The 18,854-nt window shown below is 54.4% G+C and carries 20 protein-coding genes; 7 read left to right on the top strand and 13 right to left on the bottom strand.

What is annotated here, in order from left to right:
* Positions 1-179: 179 nt before the first annotated feature.
* The 4 genes from BLW97_RS03295 to BLW97_RS03280 are packed head-to-tail and all read right to left on the bottom strand — an operon-like array spanning position 180 to position 3,669.
* Positions 180-998: a metal ABC transporter permease gene (locus BLW97_RS03295; RefSeq protein ID WP_075322304.1), complete on the bottom strand. Its 819-nt coding sequence runs from the start codon at positions 996-998 to the stop codon at positions 180-182.
* Between the two features lie 2 nt (positions 999-1,000).
* A complete protein-coding gene (locus BLW97_RS03290) occupies positions 1,001-1,882 on the bottom strand; it encodes a metal ABC transporter permease (RefSeq protein WP_031569033.1) in 882 nt (293 codons plus the stop codon).
* Between the two features lie 4 nt (positions 1,883-1,886).
* A complete protein-coding gene (locus BLW97_RS03285; RefSeq protein ID WP_010636964.1) occupies positions 1,887-2,708 on the bottom strand; it encodes a metal ABC transporter ATP-binding protein in 822 nt (273 codons plus the stop codon).
* 4 nt (positions 2,709-2,712) lie between these two features.
* Positions 2,713-3,669, bottom strand: coding sequence for a metal ABC transporter solute-binding protein, Zn/Mn family (locus BLW97_RS03280; protein WP_143214831.1), 957 nt, complete (start codon positions 3,667-3,669; stop codon positions 2,713-2,715).
* 186 nt (positions 3,670-3,855) lie between these two features.
* Here BLW97_RS03280 and BLW97_RS03275 point away from each other — a divergent pair, with 186 nt between their 5' ends.
* Positions 3,856-5,061: a carbohydrate porin gene (locus BLW97_RS03275; RefSeq protein ID WP_158025104.1), complete on the top strand. Its 1,206-nt coding sequence runs from the start codon at positions 3,856-3,858 to the stop codon at positions 5,059-5,061.
* Positions 5,062-5,098: 37 nt separating this feature from the next.
* On the opposite strand, the gene BLW97_RS03270 is transcribed toward BLW97_RS03275, so the two are convergent.
* Together BLW97_RS03270 and BLW97_RS03260 are read right to left on the bottom strand one after the other, a co-directional pair.
* Complete coding sequence (locus tag BLW97_RS03270; protein ID WP_024893984.1) at positions 5,099-5,290, bottom strand: hypothetical protein; 192 nt, start codon at positions 5,288-5,290, stop codon at positions 5,099-5,101.
* Positions 5,291-5,725: 435 nt separating this feature from the next.
* On the bottom strand, positions 5,726-5,995 hold the full coding sequence (locus tag BLW97_RS03260; RefSeq protein WP_024893985.1) for a hypothetical protein: 270 nt from the start codon (positions 5,993-5,995) through the stop codon (positions 5,726-5,728).
* 270 nt (positions 5,996-6,265) lie between these two features.
* Here BLW97_RS03260 and zigA point away from each other — a divergent pair, with 270 nt between their 5' ends.
* Positions 6,266-7,465, top strand: coding sequence for a zinc metallochaperone GTPase ZigA (zigA, locus tag BLW97_RS03255; RefSeq protein ID WP_075322302.1), 1,200 nt, complete (start codon positions 6,266-6,268; stop codon positions 7,463-7,465).
* 39 nt (positions 7,466-7,504) lie between these two features.
* On the opposite strand, the gene bfr is transcribed toward zigA, so the two are convergent.
* Complete coding sequence (gene bfr, locus BLW97_RS03250; RefSeq protein ID WP_075322301.1) at positions 7,505-7,993, bottom strand: bacterioferritin; 489 nt, start codon at positions 7,991-7,993, stop codon at positions 7,505-7,507.
* Positions 7,994-8,042: 49 nt separating this feature from the next.
* Positions 8,043-8,270: a bacterioferritin-associated ferredoxin gene (locus BLW97_RS03245; RefSeq protein ID WP_024893987.1), complete on the bottom strand. Its 228-nt coding sequence runs from the start codon at positions 8,268-8,270 to the stop codon at positions 8,043-8,045.
* Positions 8,271-8,635: 365 nt separating this feature from the next.
* Between BLW97_RS03245 and pmbA the strand changes: the two genes are divergently transcribed.
* Positions 8,636-9,982, top strand: a complete 1,347-nt coding sequence (pmbA, locus tag BLW97_RS03240; RefSeq protein WP_075322300.1) for a metalloprotease PmbA — start codon at positions 8,636-8,638, stop codon at positions 9,980-9,982.
* Here pmbA and lnt read toward each other — a convergent pair.
* Genes lnt through miaB form a run of 5 tightly spaced genes read right to left on the bottom strand, consistent with a single transcriptional unit; the run spans position 9,951 to position 15,176 of the window.
* Positions 9,951-11,471: an apolipoprotein N-acyltransferase gene (lnt, locus tag BLW97_RS03235; RefSeq protein ID WP_075322299.1), complete on the bottom strand. Its 1,521-nt coding sequence runs from the start codon at positions 11,469-11,471 to the stop codon at positions 9,951-9,953. The genes pmbA and lnt overlap by 32 nt on opposite strands.
* On the bottom strand, positions 11,468-12,343 hold the full coding sequence (locus BLW97_RS03230; protein WP_010641994.1) for an HlyC/CorC family transporter: 876 nt from the start codon (positions 12,341-12,343) through the stop codon (positions 11,468-11,470). The genes lnt and BLW97_RS03230 overlap by 4 nt, the downstream gene beginning before the upstream one ends.
* The gene (gene ybeY, locus BLW97_RS03225) at positions 12,336-12,833 is read right to left on the bottom strand and encodes an rRNA maturation RNase YbeY (RefSeq protein WP_075322298.1); all 498 of its coding nucleotides are present in this window, start codon (positions 12,831-12,833) and stop codon (positions 12,336-12,338) included. Before ybeY ends, BLW97_RS03230 begins: the two co-directional genes overlap by 8 nt.
* Positions 12,830-13,816 (bottom strand): PhoH family protein, encoded by a 987-nt coding sequence (locus tag BLW97_RS03220; RefSeq protein WP_077218182.1) that lies wholly within the window; start codon positions 13,814-13,816, stop codon positions 12,830-12,832. Before BLW97_RS03220 ends, ybeY begins: the two co-directional genes overlap by 4 nt.
* 4 nt (positions 13,817-13,820) lie before the next feature.
* On the bottom strand, positions 13,821-15,176 hold the full coding sequence (gene miaB, locus BLW97_RS03215; RefSeq protein ID WP_075323546.1) for a tRNA (N6-isopentenyl adenosine(37)-C2)-methylthiotransferase MiaB: 1,356 nt from the start codon (positions 15,174-15,176) through the stop codon (positions 13,821-13,823).
* 171 nt (positions 15,177-15,347) lie between these two features.
* Here miaB and BLW97_RS03210 point away from each other — a divergent pair, with 171 nt between their 5' ends.
* The 4 genes from BLW97_RS03210 to priA all read left to right on the top strand — a co-directional run.
* Positions 15,348-15,932 carry a class I SAM-dependent methyltransferase gene (locus BLW97_RS03210; RefSeq protein WP_024893993.1) on the top strand — a complete coding sequence of 195 codons (585 nt, stop codon included), beginning with the start codon at positions 15,348-15,350 and terminating at the stop codon, positions 15,930-15,932.
* A 1-nt stretch (position 15,933) separates the two neighbouring features.
* Positions 15,934-16,458, top strand: a complete 525-nt coding sequence (locus BLW97_RS03205) for a chorismate--pyruvate lyase family protein (RefSeq protein ID WP_242947672.1) — start codon at positions 15,934-15,936, stop codon at positions 16,456-16,458.
* Entirely contained in the window at positions 16,458-17,360 is a 903-nt protein-coding gene (ubiA, locus tag BLW97_RS03200; RefSeq protein ID WP_075322297.1) for a 4-hydroxybenzoate octaprenyltransferase, read from the top strand. Before BLW97_RS03205 ends, ubiA begins: the two co-directional genes overlap by 1 nt.
* A gap of 235 nt (positions 17,361-17,595) precedes the next feature.
* The coding region (priA, locus tag BLW97_RS19930) for a replication restart helicase PriA (RefSeq protein WP_242947669.1) at positions 17,596-18,854 on the top strand (1,259 nt) is incomplete at its 3' end.

Below are 18,854 nucleotides of genomic sequence, written 5' to 3'. Positions count from 1 at the left end.
CCGCCATCAACTTGCGGGCTTTGCCGGAGCAACGTGATCTTATTGACCACAACGCCCACCTGCTGGGTAAAAACCGTTCTGAGCGATGAGCAACCAGCTCAGAGGGGCCAGCAGGAGTTTTGTGCTTGTCGTTGATGCTGCGCCTGAGTACCGTCAACGCCTGATTACTGCATAAAGATTCACAAGCCAGAAACCTGCACGACCGGGCGTTGTCGCTGACTCCAGTGACGATAACTGCGGGCCAGGGTAAAAAGTCCGGCGCCCAGCATGCCTACAAAAAAACCGATGGGCCAGTTGGTCCAATAAGACAGCGCAATGGCTGACCAGATGCTGCTCTCGGCAAAAATTACTGCCAGGAGCAGGCTGCGCAGCGGGTGAATACTCAGCGACTGGGCAGCAGCAGGTGGCCCCACCAACAAGGTAAAAACCAGAAAGGCACCGACGACTGGCAGGGCTGAAGCCGTCACCAGCGCCAGCAGACTTAAAAAAATCAGATCCATGCGTGCTGCAGAAATCCCCTGTAAAGCAGCCAGATCAGGAAAACTGGAATCCAGCAGCAAGGGGCGAAAAATGGTGATCATAATCACCGTGACCAGGGCGGAAATCACCAGTATGGGCCACAAATCCGCATCGCTGACACCCAGCATCTCACCAAAAAGCAGCGAAAATACCTCAGGGGCGTATTCACTGGTCATACTGAGAAACAGCGCACCGACGCCCAGAAAGAGCACCAGCAGCAGTCCGGTTCCCACGTCACGCCGCCCTATACGGGCCAATTGACGCAAGAGCAGCACCCCCATTCCCACAAAAACCAGGAGGCCAACAAAAGGATTCACTCCGAGCAGATTAGCCGCTGCCGCCCCCGGAAAGGCTCCCAACGGCAAGGCATGGGCTGCAAAGGCCGAATGGCGAATTACCACAAAATAACCGACCAGTGCGGCCACCAGCGCAATGGCGGTACCCGCAATCCAGGTGTTGATCATAAAACTGGAAAACACGGCTAAGGCTCCTGAAGGCGGCGCAGGGACGCAATGCCCCGGCGCTGGTATTTCTGGCTCCACGAAGAACCGAACATAGCCAGTAGATAAAACAGAAAAATCAGGACCACCACAAAAAAACTGACGGGCCAGGCATTACCGGAAAACCAGTAATAACTTTCGTAGGCCATCCAGATTCCCAACCAGACCGCCGTCAGGGCAATAATCATCGCCCAGAAAATAGCCTGGGCAGGTCGTCGACTGAGACGAATCGCCGCTCCGGCAGGGCCGATCAGGAGCGCCGTCGCCAGTACCGCGCCAATCGCCAGAGCACAAACCGCAACGGCCAGTCCCAGCACCAGAAGTTGTAGCAAACCCATCCAGCGTGGGGAAACACCCCGCAAAGTCGCCAAATCCGGGTCCACCGCTGTCAGAATCAGCGGCCGATAAAACAAGCCGACCAGCAAAAACACCGCCAGTACCGCCAGGATGGCCGGCCAGATCAAGCCTTGCGAAATGGCGAATAAAGACCCGAACATCACCGATACAGCGGCACCGGTGGTACTGGTGGTAGTGACATCCAAATACAAAAATAGCGCCGAAAGTCCCAGACCGGCACCCAGCACAATCCCGGTCGCCAGATCTCTTTCCCGCGCCTTGCGGACCCCCAGAAATTCCATCCCGAATGCAGCAATCCAGGCCATGCCGAGAAAACCCAGCAAGGGGCTGATACCCCATAAAAACGAAGCGGCTCCTCCGGCACTGCTGACATCAGCTAGGGCATGACCGGCGAAAGCATTTCCACGCAACACAGTAAACACCCCAATCAGGGCACTGACCAACGCCGCGCAGCTGCCCACAATAAGCGCAGTCTGTACCGGCTGACTGCTTAAAAAAGCAAACATCCGCTCACACTCCGTGACCTGCACAACGATTCATATTGGCCACATCGGCATTTTCGGGGGCATCGGGCAGCACCAGAATCCGCCCGCCATGGTGCAGAACCGAAACGGGATAACCGTAAAGCTTGCTGAGCACCTCCGCCTGCACGACCTCGGCAACCGTGCCGGTGGCGGCGCGCCCGTCTACCAGATACACCAGACGGTCCATCACCGGAATCAGCGGGTTCATGTCGTGGGCGGTCACCAGTACCGTCATTTGCTGCTGGACAATCAAACGCCCCAGCAAATCCACCAGTGCATTGGCGCTACCAAAATCGAGATTTGCCAGCGGTTCATCCAGAATCAGCAGACGCGGCTTGCGAACCAAAGCATGGGCGATGACGGCACGCTGCTGCTGCCCCCCCGATAATTCCCCAACCCGCTGATCGGCAAATTCTTCCGCGCCCACGGCTTGCAGCGCCTGATCCACCGCATGGCGGGTGCGTCCATTAAAAAACGGCAACCCCAAACGCTGACCATCCAGCCCCAAACGCACCAGATCCCGGGTGCGCAAGGGCAGATCCGGATCAAAATTGATTTTCTGGGGAACATAGCCCACCAGCTCGCGATGTTCACGAGCCGGCGCAGCGCCGATCCGCACCGTGCCGGCACGCTGGGTAATCAGGCCCAGCAAGGTGCGTAACAGGGTGGTTTTACCTGCCCCATTTTCACCAATCAGGGCGCAGAGCTGCCCGGGATACAGATCAAAACTGACATCCCGTAAAATACTGCGGCCGCCCAGATCCACAGAAAGATCGGCGACCGCAAGAATCGGACTCTGATTGGTCAAGATATTATTTCAACACCGTCGTAGAGGTACCATGTTCTACGGCTGCGCGCAGGGCATCCACTTCTGCGAGCATCCAGGATTGATAAGTGTACCCGGTTGGCATGGTTTCATAAACGCCCACCACCGGAATATGCGCCGCCTTGGCATTATTCAGGAAAGACGCGGTCAGGGAGTCAGTGACCTGCTGGTTATACAGAAACACCTTGACCTGATGATTTTTGAACAGATGATTCTGGATGCTGACATCCTGGGGTGCCGGATCGGTCCCATTCATGATTGCCGCCTGGAGATTCCAGGGCGTTTTCAGATCGCAGCCTGCCGCCTGCAACATGTAATCTGCTACGGGTTCGGTAACCGCTACCGGAGTATGGGGATATTGCGCTTTGAAACTGGCAATGGCGGCATACCACGGCTTCAGCGAAGCATCAAACTTTTGAACATTGGCCTTGAAAAAAGCCGCATGGGCAGGATCCAGCTTGCTCAGGCTCGCCGCAACCGCCTTGACAACCGCCGGCATGGTTTCCGGTTTGTACCAGAGATGCGGGTTTTTGGTGCTGTCGGGTAAATGTAACAGATCCTGAACCACAATCACCTGCCGCTTTGAATTAGGATCAGCCGCCAGAATTTTTTTGGCCCAACTGTCATAACCCACGCCGTTACGGACCACCAACTGGGCCGCCGCAATTTCTCTGGCCACAGCCGGGCTCGCCTCAAACGTATGGGGATCGGTATTGGGATTACTCTCAATGGCACTCACCTGAACATATTTTCCACCAATCTGGCTGATGACATTGGCATATTCATTTTCTACGCCTACGGCATGAATGGTGTCTGCTGCAGCCATTTGTGCAGCACCCAGACCCAGCAACAAGGACAGCAAAGGCAGAAAACGCCGCCCGGCGCCAGTATGCCGCCTGAACAGTTTAGATGGCGATAACTCATTGGATTCAGCGCGATACATAGTAATTCTCCTAACGTGGTGTTGATAACGGCATGTTTGTGCGTCATATTATATGCAACTCGGTTGCACATTAAAGGGGACTGTGAGGACTGTCAAGTGGTCTTTCTCAACAGAGACAAACAATTTTTGCAGTTGATGGTAATAATAATTTCATTACCATCCGATCTATTCATTAAGGGAGAATTCATGCTTCGCCAGCAAAACCGTTACCGCAACATCCTCTTGAGTAGCATTCTTTTCTGCGCATCCACTGCCCCCGCCTGGGCTGCCAGTACGGGGCAGTCCATCCCCGAAGCAGCGCACCAAAACTGGTGGCGAGGAATTTCCCTGGTCTTGCATGGCCAGATAGAAGGCGTTTCCAATCTGAGTGGTGGCATCAGTACCGGCAGCACCGCAACCGGGCTCTGGAAAGGCGGACTAGCCCTGCATACCGGTAAGGCCGGTTGGTGGCAGGGGGGTCTTTTTGTAGTCGAAGGTCTTGCTGCGGACAGCAGCAACCCCGACAGTTTGTACATTGGTGATCTACAGAGCGTCTCCAATCTCACTACGCCCTATCAACACATGGCCCATCTTTATAAGGCTTATTATCGACAAAAATTCGGCGACTATACCTTGCGCCTCGGCTTGCTCAATCCTAACGATTATTTCGATGATACCGGAGTAGCAGGCGAACTGTTCAATGCCTCTTATGGTATTTATCCCATCATTTCGGCCAACATTCCCTTCACGCCCACTTATCCTTACTCCAGTCTCGGAGCCATGGCTGCAGCGAGCTGGGGCAATACCACGCTAATGGCAGGCGCATTTAGTGCGGATGGCGTCCATCCCTTCCGTGCGCCCTGGGGCAGTGACGGAATGATTTATTATGGTGAAGTCGACCAAAGTATTCCCATTGGTCCGGGCACGGCGATGCTCAAGGCCGGAGGCTATTACAATCACGTTTATGGGCCTTACCTCACGCAAAATATTGGCATCGGTTCTTCTACCAGTCAGGGCGGATTTTACGGTACCGCCGAGTATCGCTGGAAAGCCGATCAGATGACCTGGGGGGTCTTCCTGCAAGGTGGCGGAGCCCCCAATGCTGCAGCCGTTTCGCCGGTGAATGCCTATGTGGGCGCAGGATTGCGGCTGCGACATTTCATTCCGGATTCACCCGGCTCTACCCTGAGCCTGGGCATGGCCCGCGCCTGGCAACGCCAATCCGGTTCGAATACGGGGGCTGCAGAAACCAGTCTGGAAGTGAACTTCAAACAGCCCGTTTTCAAGGATTTTTATATCCAACCCGACCTGCAATATATCATCAACCCCGGCGCCAATGGGCCCGGGTACACCCTCCCAAATGCCTTCGTCGCCATTATCCGACTGGGTTGGCACTATCATTTGCACGCTTGAAAACCAAACAGCAGGTTTCTAAATAGCATCATCGCTTTTAGTGCTTGCTTGCCTCTTGTGCTTCTTTTTTTGCCTCGGCACGCGCAGCGCGCATGAACAGCGCTGCAGCCAACCCAAAAAAAGCAAAGGCAATCAAACCCGTCACTATGATCCCCGCAGCGGTTTGCCCATCAGAAATATAATGCATGCTGTTGGTCATCGCCTGCATGCTCATTGAATGCATATCCATTATCGATCTCCTGTGTCGATTAACACATCATTAATCTTAATTCTTTGCAAGACCAGTAACAAAATAGAAATTCAGTTAGCTCGCTACAATTTTAATTATACCCTAACCTTACTATTGGCTTTAATGCCACACGGAGCAGCACACCAGCGCTTTTTGTGGAAAATTGCCCATTGATGGCCACCATACGCTCCGACCAGGAAAACCTAAGATAAAACCCGTTACACTCGCAGACCATAAAAAAGGTAGCCTCATTCAGGCTACCAATCGCCATATGCTGGCGCGTCGTGAAGAAAAAGTCATTGTTCAGGTCAGGTTTCCCATGATTCCTGACCAACATAATTGATGCTTGACTGTGCCTTCGGAGCAGGCAAACAGTCTGCGGAAAAACCAACACCCACAAAAAATGTCATAAGGCCCATAAAAAACAGGCTCTGTTCAGGAATGCAACATCACGGACTGGCTGTATTCCAGGCTGGCCTTATCCACAGCCGAACAAAAAAAGCAGATGCGAGAGGGTTTATTGCCGCCTTCCCGACAACGGCCACTTTCTGCACAGCCGGTTTCCATCGCCAACAACTGCCCATTTTTGGTGAGTTTAGCCAGCAATGCGGACATGTACTCCGCATCGGCAGCATGTAAATCCATCAACGATTCCAGAGTGATGCCCGGATATTGGCGCACATGGGCGAGTACTTCTTTCAGCATATTCGTCTCCTTGAAAGTCTTATAGACAAAACAGCACAACCACTGGTTAATAGTGTAAACGATTATCATTTGTGTAGTCAATACCATTAATATCCACGCCTCTGCAAATGGAACCCAGCCGGCTGTCAGCCCGGAGGCCTGCCGCGACTTTGGCAACAAAAGGGGCGCTTTGTGTTCTCCTCACTTGACCTGCACAGGATTCCCGTGTTGTTATATGCAACTAAGTTGCATATAAAGTATGCCATTTCAGTGATCTTGTGAGGATTTACCATGTCCCAGCTCTCCACCACTCCCCTTCCCGTCACCGTGTTGTCGGGTTTTCTCGGTGCCGGCAAAACCACGCTCCTCAACCATATCCTGCACAACCGGGAAGACCGGCGTGTCGCAGTAATTGTCAATGACATGAGTGAAATCAATATTGATGCCGCCCTGGTCCGTGAAGGGGGCGCGCAACTATCACGCACGGAAGAAAAAGTCGTTGAAATGTCCAATGGCTGCATCTGCTGCACGCTCCGGGAAGATTTGCTTGAGGAGGTGGCCTTATTGGCAAAAGAAGGGCGTTTTGACCAATTGGTAATTGAATCCACGGGGATTTCTGAGCCTTTGCCCGTCGCCGAAACCTTCACGTTTGAGGACGAACAAGGCAGCTCACTGTCACAGTTGGCGCGCCTGGATACCATGGTGACGGTCGTGGATGCCTATAACTTTCTACGGGAATATGCCGACGCTCAATTATTGCGCGATAGTGGAGAGTCACTGGGCGCAGAAGATGAGCGCACCATTACCGACCTCCTGATTGAGCAGATTGAATTCTGCAATGTGCTGGTGCTGAACAAGGTGGACCTCATCAGCTCGGAAGAACAGCAGAGCTTGATGGCTATTTTGAATGCGCTCAATCCTCGGGCGCGCATTGAAATTTCCGAGTTTGGTCGGGTTCCTGTCAGTCGCGTACTGCAAACCGGTCTTTTTGACTTTGAAGAAGCCAGCCAGGCCCCCGGATGGTTGATGGAAATGCGCGGGGAACATATTCCGGAAAGTACGGAATACGGGATTGGCAGTTTTCATTTTGCCGCTCGCCGCCCCTTTCATCCGCAGCGCTTCTGGGACTTGATGCATCAGAATTGGGACAGCGTATTACGCAGCAAGGGATTTTTCTGGTTAGCGAGCCGGCCGGATGTCGCAGGACTCTGGTCTCAGGCCGGGGGAATTTTCCGACATCAGGCGGCCGGACAATGGTGGGCCGCCACCCCCAAAAAGTACTGGCCCAAAGATCCCGAAGAACGCCAGGCTATCGAGAAACATTTTCAGGGAGAATGGGGCGACCGCCGCCAGGAGCTGGTTTTTATCGGACAAAACATGGATGAAGACAAGATCCGTCAATCTCTGAGCGATTGCTTGCTTACCGATGCAGAGTGGCAGCAGGGTCCGTCGGCATGGAATGGTTTTGTTGACCCATTTCCGGAATGGTAAAACTTGCGCCTGGGCAAACATATATCAAGCGCATTTGTATTATTCCTCTCCACCGCCCAAAGGACCCGAGGCCGTTTGCATAAAGTTGGGTAAACCCATTTTGTCGATCAGATCAATGTGGGTTTCCAGCCAGTCAATATGCTCTTCAGTCTGCTCCTGAATTTCGACGAGAATGTCACGCGAGACGTAGTCTTTGACCGATTCACAATAATGGATGGCCTCAACATAATGGGCACGGCCAGCTTCTTCCAGTTTCAAGTCACAAGCCAAGCATTCAGCGACATTTTCACCGATGAGTAATTTATTCAGGTCCTGCAGATTGGGTAGGCCTTCCAGAAACAGAATACGTTCGATGAGTTTGTCGGCATGCTGCATTTCTTCAATGGATTCCGCATATTCATGCTTACCCAAAGCAAAAAGTCCCCAGTTTTTGTACATGCGGGCATGCAGAAAATATTGATTAATGGCCGTCAGCTCAATGGCCAGTGCCTTGTTCAACAACTGAATAACTTTTTTATCCCCTTTCATGACGCGCTCCTGGTTGAATAGTTAATTTAATGGACTAGAAAATGAGTGTTTAGACCGCACGCTTGAGTGTAGACCGGGAATGCTGATGCATGGGATATTGCATGGCTTTGGCATGCTGCGTTTCCTGATCCAGAATCGCTTTGGCACAAGTCGCACAACGCCCGCACTGGGAGGCCACACCTAACTGTTGGCGTAGATCCCGCATGGAACAGGCACCTTCACATACTGCCTGATGAATGTCTTTTTCGGTGACAGCGTTACATAGGCATATATACATAGCTATTCTCATCAAAAGCTCTTACACAGCATTCAAACGCAAATGATAATGCATGTCAATAACATTACCCCTAAAAAATGGCCGTTGGGTCTGCAGGCTTTGCAGCGACTTTTGTTTCGAGCCGTTGTTGTTCTTGGCGAAATCCTGCGCCCGTCAGGAGAGCTGTCTGAGCCCGCAGGGCGAGTTCTCTCCTGACAGCAGGATGAGCCGTAGAACAACAGGCAAGGAACAATGGAGCAAAAAGCCTGCAGACCCAACGGCCATTTTTTAGGTTCAACAGTCATTCATCAGTCATTTTCTTTCTACATCGGATGCCTTGGGAGTAAGATGTCGGGATTCTTTCATTCACAGCGAGACCCAAGCCCATGAGCCAAGCCCCCCATTCCACCCTGAATGCCGAAACTCTTTGCCAGATCAGCGAGGACATTCTGGTTCTCGCCCGCAAACAGGGGGCAACTGCAGCAGAAGCGGCAGCGAGTACGGGCAAGGGACTTTCTGTGACCGTCCGCCTCGGTGAAGTGGAATCCATTGAGTACAATCAGGATAAAGGGATGGGTGTGACGGTCTACCTGGGGCAGTCCAAAGGTAGTGCCTCCACCTCGGATTTTTCACGCAAGGCCATTGCCGAAACCGTGGAAGCCGCGCTCACCATTGCCCGTCACACCTCCGCAGACCCCTTTTCGGGCCTGGCTGATCCGGAGCTTTTTGCCCGCGAGTTCCCTGATCTGGATCTTTATCATCCCTGGTCAATAGACGCTGATTTGGCCGCAGAGTTGGCACGCCGTTGCGAGGCTGCTGCCCGTGATAGTGATCCACGTATTCACAATTCTGAAGGGGGAAGCCTGGGCACCAGCGAAGGCCTTTCTGTTTACGCCAACAGTCTGGGTTTTGTGGGGAAAAGACAATCGTCCCAGCATAGCCTGTCCTGCTCAGTCATTGCCGAAGACCTGAAAGGCGGAATGCAAAGGGACTACTGGTATGATGTAGCCCGCAATGCCAGCGCATTGGCCAGCCCGGAAAGTATCGGCAAAATAGCCGCTGAACGGGCGGTGCGGCGTCTGGATGCCCGTAAGCTACCCACCACCAGGGCACCGGTGATTTTTGAAAATCAGGTGGCTTCTAGCATCCTTGGACACCTGGCCAGTGCCATCAGTGGTGGCAGTCTATATCGTAAAAGTTCCTTTCTGTTAGACAGCCTGGGCAAGACCCTGTTTCCGGAACATATTCGCATTTATGAAGAACCTTTGCGCCCCAAGGGGCTGGGCAGTGCCAGCTTTGACTCGGAAGGCGTAGCCACCTGCAATCGCGACATTATTTCCGAAGGGATTCTGCAGGGATACATCCTCGACAGTTACAGTGGCCGCAAGTTGCAGATGCCGACCACCGGAAATGCCGGAGGTGTCCACAATCTGACCCTGGAGCCCGGCAGCCGATCGCTGCAGGAAATGATCCGGGAAATGGGACGGGGTTTACTGGTCACCGAACTAATCGGTTTTGGGATCAATATGGTCACCGGCGACTATTCACGCGGTGCCGCCGGCTTCTGGATAGAAAATGGCGAGATTCAATATCCGGTTGAGGAGATCACCATTGCGGGGAGCCTGCAGGCCATGTTCAAGGGTATGCAGATGGTCGGCAACGACCTGCTTATCCATGGCAACACCGGCTGTTCTTCCATTCTCATTGACGAGATGATGATTGCCGGCGAGTAACCCCTATGGCCAAAAGCATGAGCAAAGCACTCAGTAGCAGGTAGGGCAGACTCCCCCAACGACCATAGGGAGTCTCTCCGGCCATGGGCTGCACCGAGCCGTTCAGCGTGCCCACCACAAATTGCGGAAGCTGGGTGCGGATTTCGCCCTGGGGAGAAATCAGCGTGGTGATACCGGTATTGGTATCGCGCACATCCGGTTTCTGCTCCTGACGGGACTGCATGGCGGCCATCTGCATACTCTGGGCGGCCGCAATACTATGCCCATACCAGGCGTAATCACTGATATTGAGTAAAAAGGTCGCCCCTTCTCTGACCCCCTTACGGACATCACGGGAAAAAGATTCTTCATAACAAATGGTCATGCCAGCCTTTTGTCCGTCTACAGGCAGGGCATAAGGACCATGCCCAAAGGAAAAACTCCCCAGACCCGGTAAAAAGTGGTGGACCAAAGGACCCAGCAGGCGCGGCAAGGGAATATATTCACCAAAAGGCACCAGATGTTCTTTCTGGTACCAGCGCAGGGGGGCGTTCCCGTCAATTTCCATGGCAGCGTTGTAGTATTTGCCATCTGCTAACTCGGGAATGCCGATAATCAGAATCTTGTGATTCCGCGCCGACCATTCCTGTAACTGACTAATCAGTTCAGGAATTTCCGTCTGAAAAATGGGAAAGGCGGTTTCCGGCAAAACCACCAGCTGGCTATTTTTGGGCGTCTGCAAAATCAGTTGTACGTAATGGTGCAGTATCTGGCTGATGGCTGCAGTATTCCATTTTTCGGTGATGGGAATATTACCCTGCACCAGGCTGACCCGGAGCTTGTGCCCGACGGGATGGGTGAAGCTGACTGACCCTGCCGCCAGAGCCACTCCGGAAAGTACCAGCAAGGCAGAAACGCCGCCGAGCAGTGCCCGTCTGGAGTGGGATTCGCGCAACATCCATAACAAAATAGTGGCAAAACCGGCGGTGGCGAGCCCGACCCCATACTGCCCCAGCCAGGCGGAGAAACCACCCAGAAAAACATGGGTCTGCGTATATCCTGTGGCCAGCCAGGGGAAGCCCGTGAAGAACCGGGCTCGACACCATTCCGCAAATATCCACAACACCGGTAAGGCGACAAGACGCGCATTTCCCCGAAAAAAACGGATAGCCAGCCATAGGGCCAAAGCTGGATAAATGGCGCAATAAGCCGCCAGCAGCGCCACCGCCCCACCCGCAAGTAGCCAGTCCATATGGGCAAAATTGTGCAGGGTGACGGATATCCAGCTGACTCCGCTACAAAATGCCCCGAAACCAAAAGCGTACCCCAAAGCGGCAGCCCGCCGGGGACGTTCAGCTGTGGTAGCCAACCAGAACAGCGCAAATAGCAGAATGATAGCGAGAAACCAGGCATTAAAAGGGGCAAAAGCCAAAGGCCAGAGCACACCCAAAATTAATGCGGCCAGAAGCCGCAAAGGAAACACCCATGTTTTGATGGAATCCTGAATCATGCACTATCCTGATCGGGCGATTCGGGCAGCGCTGCACTGCGCGGAGGAGACACCCGGACAATTTGTACCCGGCGTCGATCGGCTCTTAACACTTCCAGTCGCAAATTACCCTCCTCAATCACTTCGCCCACCCTCGGCACATGCCCGAGACGCGTAGCCACCCAGCCACCCAGGGTGTCCGCGTGTTCATCTGCCAGATGCGCCACAAAATGTTCATTGAAATCCTCCAGGGGAATCAGCGCATTCACCAGAAAGTCACCATCTTCCCGTGAGGCTATCATGACATCTTCGTCAATGTCATATTCGTCTTCAATTTCCCCGACGATGATTTCCAGCACATCCTCAATGGTAATAAGGCCGGCCACCCCGCCATATTCATCAACCACCACCGCCATGTGGTGGCGACCGGTGCGAAACTCATAGAGCAGATGATCCAGATGTTTGCTTTCAGGAATAAACGTCGCCGGTCGTAACAATTCTCCCAAGCGCGGCAAGGACATGCCCGAACGACAGGCCTGGAGCAAATCCTTGGCCAGCAGGATGCCGCGCACGTCGTCGCGATCCTCTCCCACCACCGGAAAACGCGAGTGCCCGACTTCCGAAACCCTGGCGATGATTTCCGGCAATGGCATATCCATCTCAATCACTTCCATCTGAGCGCGGGGAATCATCACGTCACGGACGGTCAATTCGCCCATCCGGAAAATCCCATCCACCATGCGTGCCGCTTCGGCATCAATCACCTGACGCTCGCCAGCCTCCCGGATCAGATCCAGCAAACTGTCCTGATCTTCCACATTGCCGCGCAGGGACTGGGTAAAACGCGCCCACCAACTCCGTGGGCGCTCCTGGGTACTTCGATCTTCACTCATGTATTTGGTTCAGGTAAGGGTCGGCCACACCCATTTCAGCCAGCAATCGGGTTTCCAGTTGTTCCATGATCTGTGCTTCGTGGTCTTCGACATGGTCATAGCCCAACAAATGCAAGGTACTGTGAATCAGCAAGTGACGATAATGATTCAACAAAGTTTTCCCCTGCTCGGCCGCTTCCTGAAGCACCACGGCCGGGGCTATCACAATATCGCCCAACAGGTCGCGGCGGAACACTGGAGGCAGGGGATCCTGGGGAAAAGACAGACAATTGGTCGGTTTTTCCTGCTGCCGATAGTGAGCGTTCAATCGGGTGATTTCGGCATTACTCACAAAGGCGAGGGAGATTTCGGCCATGCGCCCTGCGTCCGGGGATCGCGGAGTCGCAACCGTCAGCGCCTGAAGAATGGCAGTCCTGGCCTGGTTGCGGGAAGGAATAGAAGCTGGCTCCACGGAATCATCCGCAGATAGACGCAGATAAAGTCCGCTCATGCCTTATCCCCAAAGCGATCATAAGCCTGGATAATGCGGGCCACGAGCGGATGCCGGACCACATCGGCACTTTCAAAAAAGACCATTTCCACGCCCGGCATGGCATCCAGCACATCCAGCACCTGGACCAGACCGGAAAGCTGGCCACGCGGAAGGTCAATCTGGGTGACGTCGCCAGTGACGACTACTTTTGCACCGAAACCCATACGGGTCAAAAACATTTTCATCTGCTCCGGCGTCGTATTCTGGGCCTCGTCGAGAATGATAAAGGCGTCGTTGAGCGTCCGACCGCGCATGTAAGCCAGCGGAGCCACTTCAATGATTTGCCGCTCGATGAGTTTTGCCACCTTCTCGTAACCGATCATTTCATGCAGGGCGTCGTAGAGGGGGCGCAAATAGGGATCCACTTTTTCACTTAAAGACCCGGGCAGGAAACCCAGCCGTTCACCGGCTTCGACGGCGGGACGCACCAACACCAGGCGGCGTACCTGATTGCGTTCGATCTGCTCGACGGCCGCTGCGACGGCCAGATAGGTTTTTCCCGTACCGGCCGGACCGATGCCAAAAGTCAGGTCATTATGGCGGATGGAATCCAGATAGCGGCGTTGACGCAATCCTCGACCCCGAATGGTCCCTTTGAGGGTTTGCACCCCTGGGGATTCCGAGACTTCATGAGTTTCAGACTCGGCTTCCACCTGAACACGCTGAATACATTGATGCACCCAGTGGCTGGAAAGCTTCCGGCCCTGAACAACCTGAGCATGGAGCTCTGCCAGAACGGTTTTTGCGGCCTGCACCGCCGCTTGTGGACCGGTAATATGGAAACGTTCCCCACGCGGGAGAATGACGACACCCAGCCGGGATTCCAGTTGCCGCAGATGACTGTCCAGTTCGCCGGCCATTTCCGACAAGTCAGCGGCGCTAGCCTGCTCAGCGATAAAATCACCATGACAGATGGCGGGATTCTTACTGGGAGGCTCCATGGGATTATACGGCAAGACGATGTGCCGCAGGATTGGACTGCGTCAGACGACCACGCAGACTATTCGGCAAAGCGGCCGTAATTTCTATATCCATCATTTGTCCTGCCCAGTCAGGGTTGCCGGGCAGATTGACCGAGCGGTTGCAGGCGGTTTTTCCGGTCACTTCACGCGGATCACGGCGCGAAGGGCCGGTAATCAATACCGCCTGACGTGTCCCCACCAGACTCTGGGCGTAGGCTTGGGCCAAGCCGTTGATACGTGTCTGCAAAATGGCGAGACGGGCATCTTTTTCGGCTTCGGGGACACTGTCCTTGAGTTTCAGGGCGGGGGTATTGGGCCGCTGACTGTATTTGAAGGAGTAGGACTGGTCGAAACGCACGGCCTCAATCAAGTCCATGGTGGCCGCAAAATCTGCCTCGCTTTCACCCGGAAATCCGACGATGAAATCTGATGAAATCTGTATACCCGGACGCGCCGCCCGCAGGCGAGCAATTTTTTCCAGATATTGCCCGACACTATGCTTGCGGTGCATGCGCCGCAAAATCCGGTCTGAGCCGCTCTGCACCGGTAAATGTAAGTGCGGAGCCAGTTTTTCGATAGAACCGTGAGCGGCAATCAGGTCATCATCCAGATTACTGGGATGAGAAGTGGTGTAACGCAGGCGCAGCAAACCCGGAATACGGGCAAGCCTTTCCAGCAATTCGGCAAGGCCGCCCTCACCAATCAGGCCCGTCGCGCCGCGATACGCGTTGACGTTTTGCCCCAACAAGGTGATTTCACGCACCCCCTGATCGACCAGACTGCGTGCCTCACGGATAATATCGGGCATGGGACGGCTGTATTCCCGTCCCCGGGTATGGGGTACCACACAAAATGTACAAAACTTGTCGCAGCCTTCCTGAATGGTCAGGAAAGCCGTGGCACCATCGCGACCGGGACGCTGGGGCAGGCGGTCAAATTTTTCGAGAACCGGAAAATCCACATCCACCTGAGGATGACGTTCAGCCACACAGGCATCGAGCAGATCGGGCAGACGGTGCAGGGTCTGAGGACCAAACACCAGATCGACGTAAGGGGCACGACGACGCAATTTTGCGCCCTCCTGACTGGCTACACAGCCTCCCACGCCAATAATCACTTCCGGACGTTTTTCCTTGAACGGACGCCAGAATCCCAATTGGGTGAATACTTTATCTTCAGCTTTTTCGCGAATGGAACAGGTATTGAGCAAAAGCACATCAGCCTGCTGGGGATCGTCTACCAATTTCAGTCCATGACTCTGCGCCAGCAGATCCGCCATGCGCTCGGAGTCATATTCATTCATCTGACAACCGTAGGTTTTAATAAACAGATTTTGCAATGCAGTTCCGGAAAAAGCGGCCTTGTCACGATGATAGGGCCAGCAACCCGGATTGACAAGGGCCCTGTTTCGCTCAGTTTCGCTCTGCATGCCGCCCATGCTAGAGTATTGACCTTTCATATGGGTTCTGCGCAAATCCGTGCATTGCCCTTTATCCGGTGGAGAAAATCCATGTCCAGATCTTCCGGGCCGGCATCCCAGGCTTGGCACTTTACCCGCGAGTTTTTACGCGACCCCCAGGCCATAGGCGCGGTACTGCCCAGCTCTCCTTTTCTCGCCAGACGCATGGCCGCCATGGTCCCAGACGGACCGGGACTGGTGATTGAACTCGGACCCGGTATGGGGCCGGTCACCAAGGCTCTGCTCGCCCGGGGTATAGATGCCAGTGATCTGGTGTTGGTGGAACAGGCGCCAACGATGGTCCGCCATCTGCGCCACCAGTTTCCGCAACTGGAAGTCATCGAAGGCGATGCTGCCCGACTCCAGGAAATGATTGCCCATCGTGGCAAGGTCCGGGCTATTGTTTCCAGCCTGCCGCTGCGCACCATTCCCCGGGAAATCGTCGATCGTATTTTTCAGCAACTGCCGGCAGTCAGCCAGCAGGGCACGGTATTTATTCAGTTCACCTATCATTTCCGCAGTTCCTGCCAGGGCTTGCCCACTGAATTCCGGCGCGGACGCCCCGCCATGGTGCTGCGCAATTTACCTCCCGCCCGCATTGATCAGTTTATTTTTCACGGCAAAGGTTCGGTCTGATTTGCCCCGAATCATGGCTTACAAAACCGCAGCACTGAATCATGCGCCCAGGCATTTATGGCCCTGGTTGGCGCTCCCGGCATCGCTGACTGCAGCACTGCAGCGCGCCTATGGTCATACCCATCGGGTCACTGCGCTGCTTATAGGGAGTGGACGCCGGAAACCGACTTATAGTGAACAGCGGCTCTTGCATTTAAAGCGGGGCGAGCGAATTTTCTGGCGGGAAGTCCTTCTCCACGCTGGAGATCCAGATCGGCCCGCCATATGGGCTATGACCACCATACCGCTTTGTGGACTGCGCCATGGTCTGCTGCCCCTGGCGCGCCACGGTTCCCGTCCCATCGGCAACACCCTGTTTCGGCATCGCCGCTTGCGCCGTTCCTCCATCACCATGGAGGCCTTGCCGCGCTTCGGCCAACGCGCCTGGCGGCGGCGCTCCATTTTACGCCGGGGTCATACTGAAGTGTTGGTTGAAGAACATTTCCTGCCGGACTTACCCCCTTGGGCGGGTCGAGGTCGACGCTGATGAATGATTTCATCCCGTTTCGTCAGCGTTTTTCCGCCTATCTGGCGCTGATGCGCATGGACCGCCCCATTGGTACGCTGTTATTGCTCTGGCCAACTTATTGGGGACTCTGGCTGGCGGCCAAAGGGACGCCTTCCCTGCGCCTGTTTGTGATTTTTACCCTGGGAACATGGCTTATGCGCTCGGCAGGCTGTGTCATCAATGATTATTTTGATCGGGATTTTGATAAACAGGTAGCACGCACCCAGCACCGGCCACTGGCAGCAGGACTTATCAGTCCCGCTTCAGCTTTACGTCTTTTTGTATTGCTCTGCCTGATGGCTGCTGCTTTATTGCCCTTTTTGAATCTGCTCAGTCTGGCTTTGGCAGGTGGCGCGGTATTCATTACCATTACCTATCCCCTGTTCAAACGCTTCACCCATCTTCCCCAGGCTTATCTGGGCATTGCCTTTTCCTTTGGTATTCCCATGGCCTTTGCGGCAAGCACAGGGACCGTTCCGGCTATTGGCTGGTGGCTGATGCTCGCCAATGCCTGCTGGGTGGTCGCCTATGATACGGCCTATGCCATGGCGGATCGTCCGGATGATCTAAAGGCCGGTATCAAATCTACGGCCATTTTGTTTGGCCGCTGGGATCGTCATATCATCGCCGGTCTGCAACTGACCATGCTATGCATATTTGTCGGCATTGGCGTCAGCACGCAAATGCACTGGCCCTTTTGGATTGCCTTGCTCCTTGTGCTGCTTCTCGGCATTTATGAACAGAGCTTGCTGGGGGGAGACAGAGATCTGGCTTTTCGTGCTTTTCTGCACAACAACTGGATTGGGCTGGTGCTGTTTTGGGGAATAGTGGCCGGTTTAGCGCCATCAAGCAGCTTGCCCATACCGGGAGCCTGGGGCTGAAACGGAGCATCTTGTGCGTTTTTGAAAAACTTATACACAGTTTACTCATAAACCGACAAAAGCCAGAGCAGCACCGTTAAGTTGTTGTTGAAAGTCATCATCTAATTGTTTTCATTTATTATTTATCCTTGCCACTTTTTTGGGCAAGCCGGCTAAGGTCTTGAAGCACTAGGCATATGCGAGTTTTCCTGAGGTCCATGCACAGACTTATCCACAGAACTTGTGGGCAACTTTAATGCCCGCTGCGACGGCCTGCCTGCAAGTGGCTGTTTTGGGGCATCTGCCCCGGATATTTTCCTATGCCCTGCCGGAAAACCCGGAACGCCTGCCTCCCGGCGTACGCCTGCGTGTCCCTTTTGGTCAAAAAAGCCGTATTGGTATTCTGGTGGGATATGACCACTGTCCACCGGAAATCACCCTGAAACCCATCGAGGCTGTTCTCGATACGCGGCCCCTGCTGCCGGAATCTCTGCAGCAGCTTCTGAATTTTGGTGCGCATTATTACCAGCATCCCCTGGGCGATGTCTGGGCTGCCGCCCTCCCAGCGCTACTCCGTCAGGGTCGGCCTTTGCCAAGGCCCGCAGCACAGGCTTATCAACTCACCCGGCATGAACAGACGCCTGCCCGTCCCGGCAAACTGCAGGAAGCCCTGATAACCGTGCTCAGCACCTCAAGCCCTACTGCTGAAACAGAAGTACCAGCACGTTTACGTCCGGTCCTTCGCCAGGCACTTCACAACGGCTGGGTAGAAGCCCTCACTCTTCCCGCTCCCCGGGTAACTGTGCAACCGCTTCCCTACCCTCTGAATGCAGAGCAGCGCATTGCCATCACCCAATTACGGGCTACCCAAGGCTTTACGTGCTGGCTGCTGGATGGCGTTACCGGAAGCGGCAAAACCGAAGTCTACTTCGAAACAATCCGTCCCCATCTGGAAGCCGGTCGGCAGGTGCTTATTCTCGTCCCGGAAATCGGTCTTACCCCACAGCTGCTGGCACGCTGTCAGGCCCGCTTTGGCAAGGCAGCGGTCGCCGCACTGCATTCCGCCCAGACCGACACCGAACGTTTGCGCATCTGGGCATTGGCGGCCATGGGGCATATTCAACTGCTCATCGGCACCCGCTCCACTCTTTTTGTGCCCATGCCGCAGCTGGCCTGTATTGTCATTGACGAAGAACACGACCCCTCTTTCAAGCAACACCGGGGCTGGCACTATTCCGCCCGGGACTTGGCCATTCAGCGGGCCAAACTGGAGAATATTCCGGTCATTCTCGGTTCGGCCACGCCCTCTCTGGAAAGTCTCTACAATGTCCAGCAGGGACGTTATCAAAGTCTGCAATTACGGCAACGCGCTACCAACGCGCCCCTGCCGGGCATCACGATTGTTGCTCTTCGCCGCCAATATCTTCAGGGGGGGCTCTCCAGTGATCTTCTGAACGCCTGCTCAGAAACGCTCGCGGCGGGAAATCAGGTCCTGCTGTTTTTGAACCGGCGGGG

This window comes from Acidithiobacillus albertensis (assembly GCF_001931655.1).
Taxonomy (GTDB): Bacteria; Pseudomonadota; Gammaproteobacteria; order Acidithiobacillales; family Acidithiobacillaceae; genus Acidithiobacillus; species Acidithiobacillus thiooxidans.
This window is presented reverse-complemented; position numbering and strand designations above follow the sequence as displayed.

Excerpts from the sequence above, each read along its gene's own strand:
- BLW97_RS03290 (WP_031569033.1), bottom strand. The coding sequence starts at position 1,882 with ATGTTTGCTTTTTTAAGCAGTCAGCCGGTACAGACTGCGCTTATTGTG.
- BLW97_RS03280 (WP_143214831.1), bottom strand. The coding sequence starts at position 3,669 with ATGTATCGCGCTGAATCCAATGAGTTATCGCCATCTAAACTGTTCAGG.
- BLW97_RS03275 (WP_158025104.1), top strand. The coding sequence starts at position 3,856 with ATGCTTCGCCAGCAAAACCGTTACCGCAACATCCTCTTGAGTAGCATT.
- BLW97_RS03270 (WP_024893984.1), bottom strand. The coding sequence starts at position 5,290 with ATGGATATGCATTCAATGAGCATGCAGGCGATGACCAACAGCATGCAT.
- BLW97_RS03260 (WP_024893985.1), bottom strand. The coding sequence starts at position 5,995 with ATGCTGAAAGAAGTACTCGCCCATGTGCGCCAATATCCGGGCATCACT.
- zigA (WP_075322302.1), top strand. The coding sequence starts at position 6,266 with ATGTCCCAGCTCTCCACCACTCCCCTTCCCGTCACCGTGTTGTCGGGT.
- bfr (WP_075322301.1), bottom strand. The coding sequence starts at position 7,993 with ATGAAAGGGGATAAAAAAGTTATTCAGTTGTTGAACAAGGCACTGGCC.
- BLW97_RS03245 (WP_024893987.1), bottom strand. The coding sequence starts at position 8,270 with ATGTATATATGCCTATGTAACGCTGTCACCGAAAAAGACATTCATCAG.
- pmbA (WP_075322300.1), top strand. The coding sequence starts at position 8,636 with ATGAGCCAAGCCCCCCATTCCACCCTGAATGCCGAAACTCTTTGCCAG.
- lnt (WP_075322299.1), bottom strand. The coding sequence starts at position 11,471 with ATGATTCAGGATTCCATCAAAACATGGGTGTTTCCTTTGCGGCTTCTG.
- BLW97_RS03230 (WP_010641994.1), bottom strand. The coding sequence starts at position 12,343 with ATGAGTGAAGATCGAAGTACCCAGGAGCGCCCACGGAGTTGGTGGGCG.
- ybeY (WP_075322298.1), bottom strand. The coding sequence starts at position 12,833 with ATGAGCGGACTTTATCTGCGTCTATCTGCGGATGATTCCGTGGAGCCA.
- BLW97_RS03220 (WP_077218182.1), bottom strand. The coding sequence starts at position 13,816 with ATGGAGCCTCCCAGTAAGAATCCCGCCATCTGTCATGGTGATTTTATC.
- BLW97_RS03210 (WP_024893993.1), top strand. The coding sequence starts at position 15,348 with ATGTCCAGATCTTCCGGGCCGGCATCCCAGGCTTGGCACTTTACCCGC.
- ubiA (WP_075322297.1), top strand. The coding sequence starts at position 16,458 with ATGAATGATTTCATCCCGTTTCGTCAGCGTTTTTCCGCCTATCTGGCG.